Origin of the sequence: Streptomyces sp. NBC_01166, assembly GCF_045039765.1 — a bacterium.
Classification (GTDB): Bacteria; Actinomycetota; Actinomycetes; order Streptomycetales; family Streptomycetaceae; genus Streptomyces.
In genome coordinates, this window is sequence record NZ_CP108613.1 from 5234149 (window position 1) to 5250605 (window position 16457).

Annotated in this window: 18 protein-coding genes; 5 read left to right on the plus strand and 13 right to left on the minus strand. The window is 71.2% G+C overall.

Features of this window, described 5'->3' with window-relative positions:
* Positions 1–7: 7 nt before the first annotated feature.
* A complete protein-coding gene (locus OG379_RS24230) occupies positions 8–766 on the minus strand; it encodes a dienelactone hydrolase family protein (protein WP_405665139.1) in 759 nt (252 codons plus the stop codon).
* Between the two features lie 103 nt (positions 767–869).
* Between OG379_RS24230 and OG379_RS24235 the strand changes: the two genes are divergently transcribed.
* Complete coding sequence (locus OG379_RS24235) at positions 870–2024, plus strand: adenosine deaminase (RefSeq protein ID WP_405665140.1); 1155 nt, start codon at positions 870–872, stop codon at positions 2022–2024.
* Between the two features lie 134 nt (positions 2025–2158).
* Entirely contained in the window at positions 2159–2455 is a 297-nt protein-coding gene (locus OG379_RS24240; RefSeq protein WP_393767205.1) for a hypothetical protein, read from the plus strand.
* A 74-nt stretch (positions 2456–2529) separates the two neighbouring features.
* On the opposite strand, the gene OG379_RS24245 is transcribed toward OG379_RS24240, so the two are convergent.
* The 5 genes from OG379_RS24245 to afsQ1 form a co-directional block, all read right to left on the minus strand.
* Entirely contained in the window at positions 2530–2733 is a 204-nt protein-coding gene (locus OG379_RS24245) for a PspC domain-containing protein (protein WP_104788518.1), read from the minus strand.
* Between the two features lie 92 nt (positions 2734–2825).
* Positions 2826–3401, minus strand: a complete 576-nt coding sequence (locus OG379_RS24250) for a VanZ family protein (RefSeq protein WP_393764877.1) — start codon at positions 3399–3401, stop codon at positions 2826–2828.
* Positions 3402–3567: 166 nt separating this feature from the next.
* Positions 3568–4209, minus strand: a complete 642-nt coding sequence (locus tag OG379_RS24255) for a hypothetical protein (protein WP_393764676.1) — start codon at positions 4207–4209, stop codon at positions 3568–3570.
* Positions 4206–5729: an ATP-binding protein gene (locus tag OG379_RS24260; protein ID WP_393764678.1), complete on the minus strand. Its 1524-nt coding sequence runs from the start codon at positions 5727–5729 to the stop codon at positions 4206–4208. The genes OG379_RS24255 and OG379_RS24260 overlap by 4 nt, the downstream gene beginning before the upstream one ends.
* A complete protein-coding gene (gene afsQ1 / locus OG379_RS24265) occupies positions 5726–6403 on the minus strand; it encodes a two-component system response regulator AfsQ1 (protein ID WP_176724363.1) in 678 nt (225 codons plus the stop codon). Before afsQ1 ends, OG379_RS24260 begins: the two co-directional genes overlap by 4 nt.
* Positions 6404–6584: 181 nt before the next feature.
* On the opposite strand from afsQ1, the gene OG379_RS24270 reads away from it, so the two are divergent.
* Positions 6585–7331 carry a SigE family RNA polymerase sigma factor gene (locus OG379_RS24270; RefSeq protein ID WP_405665141.1) on the plus strand — a complete coding sequence of 249 codons (747 nt, stop codon included), beginning with the start codon at positions 6585–6587 and terminating at the stop codon, positions 7329–7331.
* A 178-nt stretch (positions 7332–7509) separates the two neighbouring features.
* Here the strand turns inward: OG379_RS24270 and OG379_RS24275 are convergent, their stop codons facing one another.
* Positions 7510–8214: a uridine kinase gene (locus tag OG379_RS24275; protein WP_405665142.1), complete on the minus strand. Its 705-nt coding sequence runs from the start codon at positions 8212–8214 to the stop codon at positions 7510–7512.
* A 63-nt stretch (positions 8215–8277) separates the two neighbouring features.
* Here OG379_RS24275 and OG379_RS24280 point away from each other — a divergent pair, with 63 nt between their 5' ends.
* The gene (locus tag OG379_RS24280; RefSeq protein WP_393764684.1) at positions 8278–8703 is read left to right on the plus strand and encodes a hypothetical protein; all 426 of its coding nucleotides are present in this window, start codon (positions 8278–8280) and stop codon (positions 8701–8703) included.
* A 59-nt stretch (positions 8704–8762) separates the two neighbouring features.
* Here OG379_RS24280 and OG379_RS24285 read toward each other — a convergent pair whose 3' ends face one another.
* From OG379_RS24285 to deoC, 3 genes are read right to left on the minus strand one after another with little or no spacing between them, the layout of a single operon-like run.
* The gene (locus OG379_RS24285; protein WP_405665143.1) at positions 8763–9659 is read right to left on the minus strand and encodes an aldehyde dehydrogenase family protein; all 897 of its coding nucleotides are present in this window, start codon (positions 9657–9659) and stop codon (positions 8763–8765) included.
* Positions 9652–11088 (minus strand): aldehyde dehydrogenase family protein, encoded by a 1437-nt coding sequence (locus OG379_RS24290; RefSeq protein WP_393764688.1) that lies wholly within the window; start codon positions 11086–11088, stop codon positions 9652–9654. The genes OG379_RS24285 and OG379_RS24290 overlap by 8 nt, the downstream gene beginning before the upstream one ends.
* 6 nt (positions 11089–11094) lie before the next feature.
* The gene (gene deoC, locus OG379_RS24295; protein ID WP_405668625.1) at positions 11095–12042 is read right to left on the minus strand and encodes a deoxyribose-phosphate aldolase; all 948 of its coding nucleotides are present in this window, start codon (positions 12040–12042) and stop codon (positions 11095–11097) included.
* A gap of 124 nt (positions 12043–12166) precedes the next feature.
* On the opposite strand from deoC, the gene OG379_RS24300 reads away from it, so the two are divergent.
* On the plus strand, positions 12167–12805 hold the full coding sequence (locus tag OG379_RS24300; RefSeq protein ID WP_405665144.1) for a PH domain-containing protein: 639 nt from the start codon (positions 12167–12169) through the stop codon (positions 12803–12805).
* Positions 12806–13306: 501 nt separating this feature from the next.
* Here the strand turns inward: OG379_RS24300 and OG379_RS24305 are convergent.
* The 3 genes from OG379_RS24305 to OG379_RS24315 all read right to left on the minus strand — a co-directional run bounded on the left by OG379_RS24305 (position 13307) and on the right by OG379_RS24315 (position 16436).
* Positions 13307–14947 (minus strand): phospho-sugar mutase, encoded by a 1641-nt coding sequence (locus OG379_RS24305; protein ID WP_405665145.1) that lies wholly within the window; start codon positions 14945–14947, stop codon positions 13307–13309.
* A 121-nt stretch (positions 14948–15068) separates the two neighbouring features.
* Positions 15069–15893, minus strand: a complete 825-nt coding sequence (locus tag OG379_RS24310; RefSeq protein WP_362940621.1) for a purine-nucleoside phosphorylase — start codon at positions 15891–15893, stop codon at positions 15069–15071.
* A gap of 105 nt (positions 15894–15998) precedes the next feature.
* Positions 15999–16436, minus strand: a complete 438-nt coding sequence (locus tag OG379_RS24315; protein ID WP_033297850.1) for a gamma-glutamylcyclotransferase — start codon at positions 16434–16436, stop codon at positions 15999–16001.
* Positions 16437–16457 lie beyond the last annotated feature (21 nt).

The window sequence follows — 16457 nt, forward strand, 5'->3', positions numbered from 1 at the left end:
CAGGAGCTCAGTGCCGCAGCGACCGCCCGAACCCCGCCGCGAGCGGCATCCGCAGCCCCAGCGGCGGGGGAGCGGCGAAGGCGTCGGCGACCGGGCGCGCGTACGACCGGGCGAAGAGCGAGCCCCGTACGAAGTCCGAAGCCAGCGCCGACACCTCGGCCCGGTGCTGGCGCAGGGCGTGCCCGTCCGAGTGGACCTCGAAGCGGCAGGTGTCCCGGTTGGCCTTCTTGGCCCGCTCGGCCAGCCGGTAGGACAGCTCCGGATCCGTCCGCGCGTCGTTCGTGCCGTGGACGATCAGCACCCGGCGGCCCGCCAGATGTTTCACCGGTTCGGGTTCCGGCTCGGTGTCCTCCGGAAGCCAGGGTGCCATCGCCAGCACGGAGTTGACGGCCGTGTGCCCGGCGCCGCGCAACGCGGCCCGGCCTCCCATGCCGTGCCCCACGAGGCATACGGGGATGTCGCCGTAGCGGCGTACGACCTCGTCGGCCGCCCAGTGGGCGTCGGCCGCCGGATCCGCGTCGGCGTTCCACCCCCGGGTGCGGTAGCGCACGACGTGCACCGCGAGCCCGTCGTCCTGGCCGGCGCGGGCCAGCATCCGGGCGAACGGCAGTTGTGCCGCGTACGAGAAGGTGGACGGACGACGTCGTGAATCGGTCTCGCCGTCCGGGAGCAGCAGGACCACGCCGCTGACCTCGGGTGCTGCTCCGGCCGTGAGGACGGCCCGTCCCAGCCTGGCGGCAGGCAGGGGAAGTGCGCGCTGTGCCATGACAGAACAGTGTCAGAAGGGCAGGTGTATTCCACCCGGCTTCGGGGTCACTGTTACGCATCGACGGCCAGCGCTCTACGCGCGTAGGCGCTAGAGTGCCCCAATGACGAGCCAGACCCTGAACGTCCCCGGTCCCGACCAGATCCGCCGCGCGCCCAAGGTGCTCCTCCACGACCATCTCGACGGCGGCCTGCGCCCCGGCACCGTCGCCGAGCTGGCGCGGGAACAGGGCTACGACGCCCTCCCCGAGACCGAGCCCGACAAGCTCGGCCTCTGGTTCCGCGAGGCCGCCGACTCGGGTTCGCTGGAGCGCTACCTGGAGACGTTCGCCCACACCTGCGCCGTCATGCAGACCCGTGACGCGCTGTTCCGGGTGGCCATGGAATGCGCCGAGGACCTCGCCGAGGACGGAGTCGTCTACGCCGAGGTGCGCTACGCGCCCGAGCAGCACCTCACCGAGGGCCTGTCCCTCGAAGAGGTCGTCGAGGCGGTCAACGAGGGTTTCCGCGAGGGTGAGCGCCGGGCCCGTGCCGCCGGCCACCGCATCCGCGTCGGCGCCCTCCTCACGGCGATGCGGCACGCCGCACGCGCGCTGGAGATCGCCGAACTCGCCAACCGCTACCGCGATCTGGGCGTCGTGGGCTTCGACATCGCGGGCGCCGAGGCGGGCTACCCGCCCACCCGCCACCTGGACGCCTTCGAGTACCTCAAGCGCGAGAACAACCACTTCACCATCCACGCGGGCGAGGCCTTCGGACTGCCCTCGATCTGGCAGGCCCTGCAGTGGTGCGGCGCCGACCGGCTCGGCCACGGTGTCCGCATCATCGACGACATCGAGATCGCCGACGACGGCGGCGTGACGCTCGGCCGCCTCGCCTCCTACGTACGCGACAAGCGCATTCCGCTGGAGCTCTGCCCGACCTCCAACCTCCAGACCGGTGCCGCGGCGTCGTACGCCGACCACCCCATCGGGCTGCTGCGGAAGCTGCATTTCCGCGCCACCGTGAACACGGACAACCGGCTGATGAGCGGGACGAGCATGAGCCGGGAATTCGAGCGACTGATCGAGACTTTCGGATACACGCTCGACGACATGCAGTGGTTCACAGTCAATGCGATGAAATCAGCGTTCATTCCTTTCGATGAACGTCTGGCGATGATCAATGACGTGGTCAAGCCCGGATACGCGGAACTGAAATCCGAGTGGCTCTTCCGTCAGACGGCTGTGACCAGCGCTTCTTCATCCGTCGCGGGCTGAGTAAAGCAAAAACGGAACGGCCGGGATCGCGAGATCCCGGCCGTTTTCCGTGTCCCGGCATGTTTGCGGGACGGGTGTGGAGCTGACTACGTTGCAGAGCCGCTCACATCCCCTTCCCCAAGGATGAATTTCACATGAAGCAGTCTGCTGTCAGGACCCTCGGTGTCGCAGCCCTCGGTGCCGCTTTCGCCGCCGCCGGCGCGGGCAGCGCCTCCGCTGTCGCCGTGCCCGTCGACTCCCTGGCCGGCGCCCTGCCCGCCAATGTCGCGCTCGACTCCGTCACCGACGCGCTGCCCGCCGTGCAGAAGGCGGCCGGCGGTCTGCTCGACCAGCAGCAGCGGGGCAGCGGCGACCTCTCGGCCCCCGGCACCAACCTGCTCGGCGGTCTGCCCGCCGGCGGCCTGACCGGCGTCCTGCCGATCGGTGGCTGATCACCGCACACGCATGTGGGGCGCACACCCGGACCGGGTGTGCGCCCCACAGCTTTTCCCCGTGGTCCCCGCGGTCACCAGGCCGTCGCGGCCGGGCTCTTCTCCGACGGCAGCAGCGCCCACAGCGCCAGGTAGAGCAGGAACTGGGGGCCGGGGAGCAGACACGACACCAGGAAGATGACGCGCATCGTTCCCGCGGAGGTGCCGAAGCGCCGGGCCAGCGCCGCGCACACCCCACCGATCATGCGTCCCTCACGGGGGCGGACAAGTGCGGCCATGGTGAGCTCCTTCGCGAACCGTTTCGGGGAGCAGCTCCGTCGCGCTCCCGGTACCTCCATAGTGGCTCCGCGGAGGGGGACAAAGCATCGCTCTACGGTGCGATACCGACCCTGGTAATCGTCGGGGTGGACCCCTGAGGGGCCGCGCCGCGGGAAGACCAGGTCCCGTTCCCGATCCGGGACAGGTCGCCCGCCCCCGCCCGGTTGCCCCGGCGCAGCCGTGACCGCGACATCGGGACGACCAGCAGATGGGCCAGTGCGACGCCCGCGGTGTTGAGCAGCAGCGAGTCGACGTCGACGACCTGGCCGGGCACCCCCGTCTGCGCCAGCTCGATGGCCATCGAGATCAGGGCCCCGGCCGCGACCGTACGGGCCAGCGAGGCCCACGGGGAGACGAGCAGCCTGCCGCCGGCCATCGGCAGGAGTATGCCCAGCGGTGCCAGCAGCAGCAGGCCCTCACCGATGCGGCGCACCGCCTCGGCCGTGCCGAGGGCCAGGTCCGCCCTGATGCCGGCGAACGGCTGGAAGTTCGCGGCCGTCATCCAGGGCACGTCCAGCGGGCGCAGCGTCAGCCAGCCGACGAACAGAAGATGCGCGAGGAGGAGGGTTACCCCCGCCGCACGGAAGCGGATGACGGCCGGGCCGTCCGAACTGTGACGCACGTGCACCAAGACGCCACGACCGGCAGGATCGGTTCCGCCCCCTCCCCGACAACCCCTGTGACGAGCGGCACGCCCTCCTGGGCCGTCGGGTCATCGGGAAGTCAGGGACGCCCGTACGGGGCAGACCGGGTTCCTTGCCGTCTCCGGCCTCACGGGACCGGAGAGACCGGGCTCAGGACAGTTCCAGCGCGCCCAGGGTGGGGACCTCGCCGGGGAGGCTCTTCGTCTCCGATGTGCACAGGTATCCGCGCGGGGCGTAGTTGCCCGGTCCGCCCAGCAGCACCGAGCCCCCGGAACCGAGCGGCTCGCTCTCCGCGTACGAACACACCACCTGCGCGAGCGCCTCCGCCGGCAGGTCGTCCGGCTGCTGGTTGAGGCGCAGCGTGCCCTCCGGGTCCCCCTTGTGGGCCTCGGTGACCCGCAGCCCCGCCGGGACATCGGTGGAGAAGCCGGCACGCCGCTCATCGGCGTCCGGGTCCCGCTGGAGCTCGCTCAGGAGCGCCTGCGCGACCAGGAGGGGGTCGGAGCGCGACTCGTCGACCTCGACCGTGCGCTCGACCGTCACCAGCTGCGAGGCGCACACCAGGTACACCCGTACGGAGACACTCCCCTGCGGTGGAGCGGTCGCGTCCGCCGACGCCGTGCGGCACGGCATCCGGGACGGCGCAGCCCCCGCGTCGACCGGCACCGAGGTGCTGCGGATGCCGCAGCCCGCGGCCAGCGCCGCACAGGCCGCGACGGCGGCCAGCGCGGCGACCCGGCGCCCCGGCCCGCCCCTGCGCGGTGCGCCGTACGCCCGCTCGCTGCGCGTCACTTGGCGTCGCCCTTCTCGTTCGGGTCCGGGTCGTCCGGCCCCGTCAGCCGCTCCGCGTCCCTCGGGAGCCGCAGCACGAACATCGCGCCCTCACCGTCCGGCAGATTCGAGGCCGTGATGTCACCGCCGTGGATGTGCGCGTTCTCCACCGCGATGGAGAGGCCGAGACCACTGCCCTCGGAGCGCGGGCGGGAGGCGCTCGCCTTGTAGAAGCGGTCGAACACGTGCGGCAGGACCTCTTCGGGGATGCCGGGACCGTGGTCGCGCACCTCGATGACCAGATCGTCCTCGTCGGTCCGCACGGACACCCGCACCGGTGACCCGCCGTGCTTGAGGGCGTTGCCGATCAGATTCGCCAGGATCACGTCCAGCCGGCGCGGATCGAGCCGCACCATGATGCCGCGCTCCGCGTCCAGATCGACCGCGTCCAGCCAGGCACGGGCGTCGATGCAGGCGGTCACCTGGTCGGCCACGTCGACCGTGTCCAGCACGAGGCGGGCCGTACCGGCGTCGAAGCGGGTGACCTCCATGAGGTTCTCGACCAGGTCGTTCAGCCGCCGGGTCTCGCTCACCACCAGGTGCACGGCCGGAGCGATCATCGGGTCGAGGCTGTCAGCCTCGTCCTCGAGCACCTCGGCGACCGCCGTGATGGCGGTCAGCGGTGTGCGCAGCTCGTGCGACATGTCGGCGACGAACCTGCGGCTCGACTCCTCCCGGGCGCTCATGTCCGCGACCTTCCTCTCCAGGGAGCTCGCGGCCTTGTTGAACGTATGGGAGAGATCGGCGAGTTCGTCGGTGCCGGAGACGGCCAGACGGGTGTCGAGCTTGCCCTCGCCCAGCTTGCGGGCCGCGTCACCGAGCCGCTGCACCGGCCGCAGCACGGTCGTCGCCGCGGCCTGGGCGAGGAGCGCCGAGCCCACGAGGGCCAGCGCGGTGGCGATCCCCAGGGACCAGGCGAGGGAGTTGAGGTCCTCGCGTTCCTGGTCGAGCGACTTCAGCATGTAACCGGCGGGACCACCGCCGATGATCTTCGTCCCGGCCACCAGGTAAGGCGTGTTGCCGAGGGTCGTGCGCTGCCAGAACAGGTGGTACTCAAAGGTGTTGGCCGATGTCAGCGGCTGCTTCTTGTTCACCTGCTTCTGCAGCGAGGCGGGCACGTCGGCCTTGGTGAAGGAGTCGAGGTCGGACGAGCCGGTGACGGGCTTGCCGTCACGGGTGCCGATCAGCAGCACGTGATAGCCCGGACCGCTGGTGGCCATCTGCTCGGCGGCGTCCCGCAGATCGCCCGCCGTGGGTTCCAGCGGCAGCGAGGCCGCCCGGTTCTGCATCTGGCGGCGGAAGTCCCCGAGCGCCGTGTCCTGTGTACGCGTCAGGACGGCCTCGCGGTTGAGCCAGTACGCGATGCCCGAGGCGGACACCGCCGCCGTCAGGGCCACCAGCGCGAACACGATCAGGAGCCGAAGCCGCAGGCTGGTCCAGCGAAGACCCGCGAGTATGGAACGCTTCGCGGTATCGCTCACTGAGGCGTGTCCAGCCGGTAGCCCACGCCCCGCACGGTACGGATCAGGGTCGGCGAGGACGGCACGTCCTCCACCTTCGCCCGCAGTCGCTGCACACAGGCGTCCACCAGCCGCGAGTCACCGAGGTAGTCGTGCTCCCACACCAGGCGGAGCAACTGCTGCCGGGACAGGGCCTGTCCGGGCCGGCGGCTCAGCTCCAGCAGGAGCCGCAGCTCGGTCGGCGTGAGCTGCAGGTCCTCCCCGTTCTTCGTGACGGTCATCGCCGAACGGTCGATGACGACACTCCCGAAGGTCGCCGAGTCGGTGGACTCTCTCTCCCCGCGGCGCAGGACCGCGCGGATACGGGCGTCGAGCACCCGGCCCTGCACGGGTTTCACGACATAGTCGTCCGCGCCGGACTCCAGTCCCACCACGACGTCGATGTCGTCGCTGCGCGCGGTCAGCAGAATGATCGGCAGTTGGTCGGTACGCCGGATACGCCGGCAGACCTCGAAACCGTCGATCCCGGGCAGCATCACATCCAGCACAACCAGGTCCGGCCGCTGCTCCCGGAGCAGCTCCAGGCCGTCCTCTCCCGTCGCCGCGGTGGCCACACGGTGGCCCTGGCGTGACAGTGAGAGTTCGAGGGCCGTGCGGATGGCGTCATCGTCCTCGATCAGCAACAGGAAAGGCACGGGGGCCATTCTGGCCCATGGTGGTGCCACGTTTCGACAATCCCCCCGACTTGATCCGTCGACTTGAGCCCCGACATGCCCTGTGACAGCTCTGTGACAGTCGGGGGACAGGGCCATGAAACTGCCCCGGCAAGCTCATTGGCACAGGGAACGAACGGACTCCACCGATGGGGGGCGCCAGATGAACGCACTGCACAGCACCACCTCAAGCGCAGTTGTCACGCGCCTTCACGACGTCGGGCGGAGCCCGGAGAAGTCCGGTGCCGGAGCACGGGGGCGTGTACGTGGCGCCGGGCGTCAGCACTCGTCGTACCTGACGATGGTTGACGCGACCACGGGGGAGCACGGGGGAAGCGCGTACGGGGAGGGCTCGGGGGAGCGGAAGCCCCTGGCGCGGACGGAGGACGCCGAAGCGGCGTTCACCGCCTACGTCCAGGAGCGCCGCGCCTCCCTGTACGCGACCGCCTACCACCTGACCGGCGACCGGTTCGAGGCCGAGGACCTGCTGCAGAGCGCCCTCTTCTCGACGTACCGGGCGTGGGACAGGATCAGCGACAAGGCGGCCGTCGGCGGATATCTCCGCCGCACCATGACCAACCTGCACATCAGCGCATGGCGCAGGCGCAAGCTGAACGAATACCCGACCGAGGAGCTGCCGGAGACGGTGGGCGACACGGACGCGATGCGGGGCACGGAGCTGCGGGCGGTGCTCTGGCAGGCGCTCGCGCGGCTGCCGGAACTCCAGCGCACGATGCTGGTGCTCCGCTACTACGAGGGCCGCACGGACCCCGAGATCGCGTCCATCCTCGACATCAGTGTCGGCACGGTGAAGTCGAGCATCTGGCGGTCGCTCCGCCGGCTGCGCGAGGACGAGGTCCTCAGCTTCGGCCGTGACGAGGAGGAGTCCTTCGGCGAGCTGGTGGCCTGAGGTCTACGGGGGAAACGGGGGAAGGGCCGCGGCTTCGGGGGAGGCGGCGGCACGGGGGTGGCGCGCAGCGGGGGCGGACAGGCCGGGGGGTCCTGTCCGCCCCCGCCGCGTGTCCTGCGGCCTAGGGTCTTTCGTCTGGATCAGGCTGGCGAGCCCAGCAAGATCCAAACGAGAGGCCCTAGTTCGGCACGCGGGTGCGCGGGGTGCGGCAGCGTCCCGCCGCGGCTGCGGCCAGACGGCCCAGGGCCTCCTGCTTGGCGCAGGGATACGCGCCCAGGGCCTTCTGGCGGGCCACGATGCCCCGCTCGGCCCGCATCAGGCGCCATCCACGCCGCAGCAGGAACGGCACCGATTTGCGGCCCTCCCGCAGATCCCGCACCAGCCGTCGGCGGAACGTCGTCGACGGCCGGCCGCGCAGGCACAACGCGTCCGCGAGCAGGCCCAGCTCCTGGCAGCGCCGCACGATGTCCGCCGCGAAGATGCCCTCCGCGACGAAGAGAGGCGTGCGTTCGATGTCGAGGGTCTCGCGGCCCGTCCGTGAGCTCGTGGCGATGTCGTACAGGGGAACGGACGTGCGTCCCGTGCGGCACAGCTCCGCTATGGCCGCTACCGCGCCGTCCGCGTCCCAGGAGAGGGCCGAGTCCCAGTCGATGTCCGCGCTGCCGGTGACTCGCGGCAGTGTCGGATCGTTGGCCTCCTTGTAGAAGTCGTCCAGGCGTAGCACCGGGAGACCGCTGCGGGCCGCGAGGGACGACTTGCCGGAGCCGGACGGACCGGCGAGCAGTACGACGCGCGTGGGGATCGGTTGGGAACTCACAGAACAGAAGTGTGAGGCATTGACCCGCGTAGGGGATCCCCGGGAGGTCCTGTTGGTATCGAGCATCACACCTCAACTACTCTGCGCGCACGGATGATTACCCGACACGTCCCGATCAGGTGGGAAAACATGGCACGTCATGCACTGTCCAAGCCCCGGAAACGCGCGCTGCTGCGCGCCGGTCTGACCCTCACCGCGCTGGGCGCGGCGCTCGGCGCCGGAGGTGCGGCAGCCCAGGCCGCACCGCTGCCCGCCCCGCCCGCGACGGGTGCGGACACGGCGGACAGCACTCTGGGGGCGGTCAGCGACGCGGCGGCGCCCGCGCTGACCAGCGCGCTCGGTTACGGGCTCGCCGGGGCCGTCAAGCCCGTCACCGACCTGCAGCTCGACCCGCTGGCCGGGACGGGCGTGGACCCGCTGGACAACGCGGTGGGGACCCAGATCGCCGACTTCAAGCCCGTGACCACGGCGGTGGTCACGGACCCGCTGACCAGCGGCGCCGCGCTCGGTGATCTGCCCCTGATCGGAGAGGTGACCGGTCTGATCACCGGCTGATCCGACGTACGCATGCGTGTGGGGCCGCCCGGAGGTGGCCCCACACGCATGCGCAGAGGTCAGTACGAGGAGCCTGAGGCCCCCAGGGCGCCGGTCGGGTGCCAGACCGTCTTGGTCTCCAGGAAGGCCGTCAGGCGGTGCGTGCCGGGGTCGGCCGACCAGTCGTCACCGTCCACAGCCTGTGGACGCGACACCCGCTTCAGGTTGTCCGCCGCCGCGATCTCCAGTTCCTTCGCCAGGGCGGCGTCGGCCCCGGTGAGGTCGATGGCGTTGACGTCCTGGTGGGACGCCAGTGGTGCCGCGAGCTCCGCCGTCCTCCCCGACAGGATGTTCACCACACCGCCGGGCAGGTCGGAGGTCGCCAGGACCTCGCCCAGCGAGAGCGCGGGCAGCGGAGCCTCGGCCGAGGCGATCACGACCGCCGTGTTGCCCGTGGCGATCACCGGGGCGACGACCGACACCAGACCGAGGAACGACGACTCCTGGGGAGCCAGGACCGCGACGACACCCGTCGGTTCCGGGGTGGACAGGTTGAAGAACGGTCCCGCGACCGGGTTCGCCCCGCCCACGACCTGGCCGATCTTGTCCGTCCAGCCCGCGTACCAGACCCAGCGGTCGACCGCCGCGTCGACGACGGCAGCCGCCTTGGACTTCGACAGCCCCTCGGCGTCCGCCACCTCCCGCACGAACTGCTCCCGGCGGCCCTCCAGCATCTCCGCGACGCGGTAGAGGATCTGCCCGCGGTTGTAGGCGGTCGCGCCCGACCAGCCGCCGAACGCCTTGCGCGCGGCCACGACCGCGTCACGCGCGTCCTTGCGGGAGGACTGCGGGGCGTTCGCCAGCCACTTGCCCTTCGAGTCCGTCACCTCGTACACCCGGCCGCTCTCGGAGCGGGGGAACTTGCCCCCGACGTACAGCTTGTAGGTCTTGAAGACACTCAGTCGCCCGTCAGACATCGAGGTAGGCCTCCAGACCGTGGCGGCCGCCCTCGCGGCCGAAGCCCGACTCCTTGTATCCGCCGAACGGCGAGGTCGGGTCGAACTTGTTGAACGTGTTGGCCCAGACGACGCCGGCCCGGAGCTTGTTCGCCACCGCGAGGATGCGGGAGCCCTTCTCCGTCCAGATGCCCGCCGAGAGGCCGTACTGGCTGTTGTTGGCCTTCGCGACGGCCTCGTCCGGCGTGCGGAAGGTCAGCACCGACAGCACCGGGCCGAAGATCTCGTCGCGGGCGACGGTGTGCGCCTGGGTGACGCCCGTGAAGAGGGTCGGCGCGAACCAGTAGCCGGACGACGGCAGTTCGCACGGAGCGGACCACCGCTCGGCGCCCTCCGCCTCGCCGGTCTCGACGAGCGCGCTGATCCGGGCGAGCTGCTCCGCGGAGTTGATCGCGCCGATGTCGGTGTTCTTGTCCAGCGGATCGCCGAGCCTGAGCGTGGACAGCCGGCGCTTGAGGGCGTGCAGCACCTCGTCGTGCACGGACTCCTGTACGAGGAGTCGGGAGCCCGCGCAGCAGACCTGGCCCTGGTTGAAGAAGATGCCGGTGACGATGCCCTCGACGGCCTGGTCGACCGGGGCGTCGTCGAAGACGATGTTGGCACCCTTGCCGCCCAGCTCGAGCGTGGCCTTCTTGTCCGTGCCCGCGATCTGCCGGGCGATCGCCTTGCCGACGGCGGTCGACCCGGTGAAGGCGACCTTGTTCACGTCCGGGTGCTCGACGAGGGCGGAGCCCGCGTCGCCGTAACCGGTCAGGATGTTGACGACACCCTTGGGGAGGCCCGCCTGGCGGCAGATGTCGGCGAAGAACAGCGCGGAGAGCGGGGTCGTCTCCGCCGGCTTCAGCACCACCGTGTTGCCTGTGGCGAGCGCCGGGGCGATCTTCCAGGCCAGCATGAGGAGCGGGAAGTTCCACGGGATGATCTGGCCGGCCACGCCCAGCGGGCGCGGATTCGCGCCGTACCCCGCGTGGTCCAGCTTGTCGGCCCAGCCCGCGTAGTAGAAGAAGTGCGCGGCGACCAGAGGGAGGTCCGCGTCGCGGGTCTCCTTGATCGGCTTGCCGTTGTCCAGGGTCTCCAGGACGGCGAGCTCGCGGGAGCGCTCCTGGATGATCCGGGCGATCCGGAAGAGGTACTTGGCGCGCTCGGAGCCGGGCAGCGCCGACCACTTCTCGAACGCCCTGCGGGCCGCCTTCACGGCGCGGTCCACGTCCTCGGCGCCTGCTCGCGCGACCTCGGAGAGCACCTCCTCGGTGGACGGGCTGACCGTCTTGAAGACCTTGCCGTCGGCCGCCTCGGCGAATTCGCCGTCGATGAACAGGCCGTACGAGGGGGCGATGTCGACGACGGAGCGGGACTCCGGAGCCGGTGCGTAATCGAATGCGGATGCCATGGCGTATCAGTCCACCGTCACGTAATCGGGGCCGGAGTAACGGCCGGTGCTGAGCTTCTGGCGCTGCATCAGCAGGTCGTTCAACAGGCTGGAGGCGCCGAACCGGAACCAGTGGTTGTCCAGCCAGTCCTCGCCCGCGGTCTCGTTCACCAGGACGAGGAACTTGATCGCGTCCTTGGAGGTGCGGATGCCGCCCGCGGGCTTCACACCGATCTGGATGCCCGTCTGCTCGCGGAAGTCGCGCACGGCCTCCAGCATCAGGAGCGTGTTCGCCGGGGTGGCGTTCGTCCCGACCTTGCCGGTCGACGTCTTGATGAAGTCCGCGCCGGCCAGCATCCCGAGCCAGGAGGCCCGCCGGATGTTGTCGTACGTGGACAGCTCGCCGGTCTCGAAGATCACCTTCAGCCGTGCGGAGCCGCACTCGGCCTTCACGGCGACGATCTCCTCGTAGACCTTGAGGTAGCGGCCCGAGAGGAAGGCGCCGCGGTCGATCACCATGTCGATCTCGTCGGCCCCGGCCGCCACGGCGTCGCGGACGTCCGCGAGCTTGACGTCCAGCGCGGCGCGGCCGGCGGGGAAGGCCGTCGCGACGGACGCGACCTTCACGCCGGAGCCGGCCAGCGCGGCGACGGCGGTCGCCGCCATGTCGGGGTAGACGCAGACGGCCGCGGTGCGCGGGGTCGTGCGGTCGGTCGGGTCGGGGTTGACGGCCTTGGCGGCGAGAGCCCGGACCTTGCCCGGGGTGTCCGCGCCTTCCAGCGTCGTCAGGTCGATCATCGAGATGGCGAGATCGATCGCGTACGCCTTGGCGGTCGTCTTGATCGAACGGGTGCCGAGGGCGGAGGCGCGCGCTTCGAGGCCGACGGTGTCGACGCCGGGCAGCCCGTGCAGGAAGCGGCGCAGCGCACTGTCGGACGCCGTCGCGTCGGAGAATGCCGGAGCAGTGGTGGGCATGGTCACCACATGAGCATATCTACGCGCGTAGCGACCTGTACAGGGGGCTCCCCGCTTCCGCGCCTTCCACGGACCGTACGAGGCCTCTCCACACCCCGCCGGGCCGTCAGGCAGAATCGGGACCATGACGAGCCCCACACCCCCCGCAGAGCCCGCCCACGCCGACCGGACCTTCCGGTCGGGCGCCGGGCTGGTCAGCGGCGTGCTGCTGATCCTGCTGGTCGGCTGGATCGGCGGCGACGCGGTGGTCCAGGGCAAGGGATGGGTGCCGTGGCTGTCGCTGGCCGCGCTGCTGACGGTGATCCCGCTGATCGTCGCCTTCACGCTGCGCCCGGCCGTGTTCGCCGACGAGGAACGGATCCGGATCCGCAACCCGTTCCGCACGATCGTGCTGCCGTGGACGGAGGTCTCCACCGTGCGCGCGGCGTACTCGAGCGAGGTCTTCACCCACGGCGGCGACAAGTACCAGCTGTGGGCGGTCCCCGTCTCGCTGCGCGAGCGCAAGCGGGCGGCCAGGAAGGCCACCCAGCAGGCGCACGACGATCCGTACGGCCGGACCTCCGTGCACGCCGACGTCCGCGACACGCAGGCCCGCGCGGCAGCCGCCGACCAGACGGTGAGCGACCTGCGGGAGCTCGCCGAGCGCGCCGCCGCCCGCAAGGAACAGGGCACGACCACCGCTTCGGTCCGCTGGGCCTACGAGGTGATCGCCCCGGCCGCCGTCGGCGCCCTGCTGCTCGTGGTGCTGCTCGCCATCGGCTGACCAGGGCCGGGTCCACGCGTTCCCCGTGGAGGGGCCGGGCGAGCCGATGCTCGATATGGTCTGCCCCCGCCGGGGGCAGACCATATCGAGCAGGTACAGCTGTCGACAGATCAGCTGTCGTTGTTGATCCAGGTGCTTGTCTGGCACTCGTCGTCGCCGAGGCTGGCAACGCAGGCGGAGACCTGGATGCGACTGCCATCGCGGTCCGCCGGGCGCAGTTGGACCGACTGGCTCCCGCCGTACGCGTCGCCGGGTGGTGCCTCGGTGGCGTGGACATCGGCGGGTTCCGTGGGGTTTCGATATGCAAATTACCCGCAGGTGCATCCAGATATCCCAGCCCCGGTTTCCTGGAAGGCGGGCCTGCCTTCTCGCGCAGCTTCCGAAGGCCTCGAGCCGTTCGGCGAGCCGGGTTTCGGTGAGTCGAGTGCGGCGAGCCGCTGCACGAGCCGGCCCGGAGTGAGGCCGAGCTCGGCAGCCGGAGTCGCCCGACGGTCGCGGATGTCAGATGCCGGCCGCAGCCGCCAGGTCCCGCTTGATGGCGGCGAGCAGCTCCGCCGCCTTCTCCCCGGCCGCCGGCAGCTCGTCCGGGCCGCCGACCGGGACCACGACCTCCAGGTAGCACTTGAGCTTCGGCTCGGTGCCGCTCGGGCGGACGATGACCCTGGCCCCCGTCAGGTGGTAGCGCAGGCCGTCGGTCGGCGGCAGGGTCTCCGTGCCCTGCGAGAGGTCCTCGGCCGAGGTGACGGGGAGGCCCGCCAGAGCGGCCGGGGGAGTCTCGCGCAGGCGTCGCATGGCGTCCGCGATGACGGTCAGGTCCTCGACCCGGACGGACAGCTGGTCCGTCGCGTGCAGGCCGTGTGCGAGTGCCAGGTCGTCGAGGAGGTCGAGGAGGGTGCGGCCCTTCTCCTTGAGCCCGGAGGCGAGTTCGGCGATCAGCAGCGCGGCGGTGATGCCGTCCTTGTCGCGGACACCCTCGGGGTCCACGCAGTAGCCGAGCGCCTCCTCGTACCCGTAGCGCAGGCCCTCGACGCGGGCGATCCACTTGAAGCCCGTCAGCGTCTCCTCGTGGCCCAGGCCCGCCTTCTCGGCGATCCGGCCCAGCAGGGACGAGGACACGATCGACTCGGCGAAGACTCCGGTGACCCCGCGGTCCACCAGATGGGCGGCCAGCAGCGCGCCCACCTCGTCGCCGCGCAGCATCCGCCAGCCGCCCCCGGCCGACGGGTCGGGCACGGCGACGGCGCAGCGGTCGGCGTCCGGGTCGTTGGCGATGACGATGTCAGGCTGTGCCCGGCGCGCGGTCGCGAAGGCGAGATCCATGGCGCCGGGCTCTTCCGGGTTGGGGAAGGCGACGGTGGGGAACGCCGGGTCCGGCTCCGCCTGCTCGGCCACGAGTACGGGCTCGGGGAAGCCGGCCCGGGCGAAGGCGGCCGTCAGGACGGAGGCGCCGACACCGTGCATCGCGGTGTAGACGGTCCGGGCGGTACGGGGCGACCCCGGGCTGAGGACGGCGTCCGTACGCGCGAGATATGCGGCCAGGACCTCGTCGCCGAGGATCTCCCAGCCCGACTCCGGGCGCGGTACGCCGTCGAGCGGGCCGACCGCCGCGATCGCGGAGGCGATCTCCGCATCGGCCGGGGGCACGATCTGCGAACCGTCGCCGAGGTAGACCTTGTAGCCGTTGTCGCGCGGCGGGTTGTGGCTGGCCGTGACCTCCACGCCCGCGACGGCCCCCAGGTGCCGTATGGCGTACGCGAGGACGGGCGTGGGCAGCGGGCGGGGGAGCACGGCGGCGCGCAGGCCGGCGCCGGTCATCACCGCCGCGGTGTCGCGGGCGAAGTCGGCCGACTTGTAGCGGGCGTCGTAGCCGACGACGACGAGTCCGCCGGACTGCCCCTGTGCCTTCAGGTACGCCGCGAGGCCGGCGGCGGCGCGGATGACGACCGAGCGGTTCATGCGCATCGGGCCGGCGCCGATCTCGCCGCGCAGGCCGGCCGTGCCGAACTGGAGCGTGCCCGCGAAGCGGTCCGCCAGTGCGGCCAGGTCCCCGGCGTCGATCAGCCCGGCGAGTTCCGCGCGGGTCTCGGGGTCCGGGTCCTCGGCGAGCCAGGTCCTGGCCTGCGTGATGAGGTCCTGCTGCACGGTGTCCGCCTTTCTGCGGGTGGGGGTGCGGGAGTGGGGCCGCGGCGCGGGGCTGCCGGGGGCTCTGCCCCCGGGCCCCCGCGCCTCAAACGCCGGCGGGGCCGGGTTCAGCTGCTGCCGGTCAGATCCGGTCCAGTACCCGGGCCAGCAGTGCGCCCATCCGGGTCGCCGAGTCGCGGCCGGCCTGGAGGACCTCCTCGTGGTTGAGGGGTTCGCCGCTGAGGCCCGCCGCGAGGTTCGTGACCAGGGAGATGCCCAGCACCTCCGCGCCCGCCTCGCGCGCGGCGATGGCCTCCAGGACGGTGGACATGCCGACCAGGTCTCCGCCCATGGCCCGCACCATGCCGATCTCGGCCGGGGTCTCGTAGTGCGGGCCGGGGAACTGCACGTACACGCCCTCTTCGAGCGACTCGTCGATCTCCTTGCACAGCGCGCGCAGCCGCGGCGAGTACAGGTCCGTCAGGTCGACGAAGTTGGCGCCGATGATCGGCGACGCCGCCGTGAGGTTGATGTGGTCGCTGATGAGGACCGGCTGGCCGGGGCGCATGCCCTCGCGCAGGCCGCCGCACCCGTTCGTGAGGATGACGGTCCCGCAGCCCGCGGAGACCGCCGTACGGACGCCGTGCGCGACCGCCGCGACTCCCCGGCCCTCGTAGTAGTGCGTACGGCCCAGGAAGACCAGGGCGCGCTTCTCCCCGATCCGGTACGAGCGGACGGTGCCGCCGTGGCCCTCCACGGCCGGGGCCGGGAATCCGGGCAGCGCGGTGACCGGGAACTCGGCCTCCGGGATGCCGAGCGCATCGCCGGCGGGGGCCCACCCGGAGCCCATCACGAGAGCGACGTCGTGGGTATCGGCGCCGGTCAGCTCGCGCAGGCGGGCGGCGGCGTCGGCAGCGGCGGCGCGGGGGTCGCCCTGGATGTGGTCCGGAATAACAGATGCGTTCACGCGGATGAGGGTAACCGCTGATTCCCTACGCGCGTAGATGTGACGGCGGAGAGTCTGGCCGGTCACATTCGTATTTTCGTACAGGACGCGCCCGGAGGACCCGGCTCAGCAGGGTCGTTTGCGCAGGTTCATCACATAGTCGTGGGGCGCGCCCGCGGACTCGGCGGCGTCCGCCACCTCGCCCAGATAGCGCGCGGAGGGCAGCCCGCCCTCGTAGCCGTTGAGGACGTACATCCAGGCCGGTTCCTCGCCGTCCAGCGTGTGCACGCGCACCCGCATGCGCCGGTAGATGTCGAGGCCGACACCCTCCCAGCGGTCCATGGAGTCCTCGTCCATCGGAGCCAGGTCGTACAGCGCGACGAACACCTGCGAACGGGGTGCCTCCACCACCGTGGCCAGCGCGCCCTCCCAGCCCATCTGCTCCCCGCCGAACGTCAGCCGCCAGCCGTTGAGCCAGCCCGTGCCGCGCAGCGGGGAGTGCGGTGCGCGGCGCGTCATCAGCCGCGCGTCGAGGTTGCCGGCGTACGCGGCGTAGAGCGACATGGGGTCGAGGGTACGGGAGGC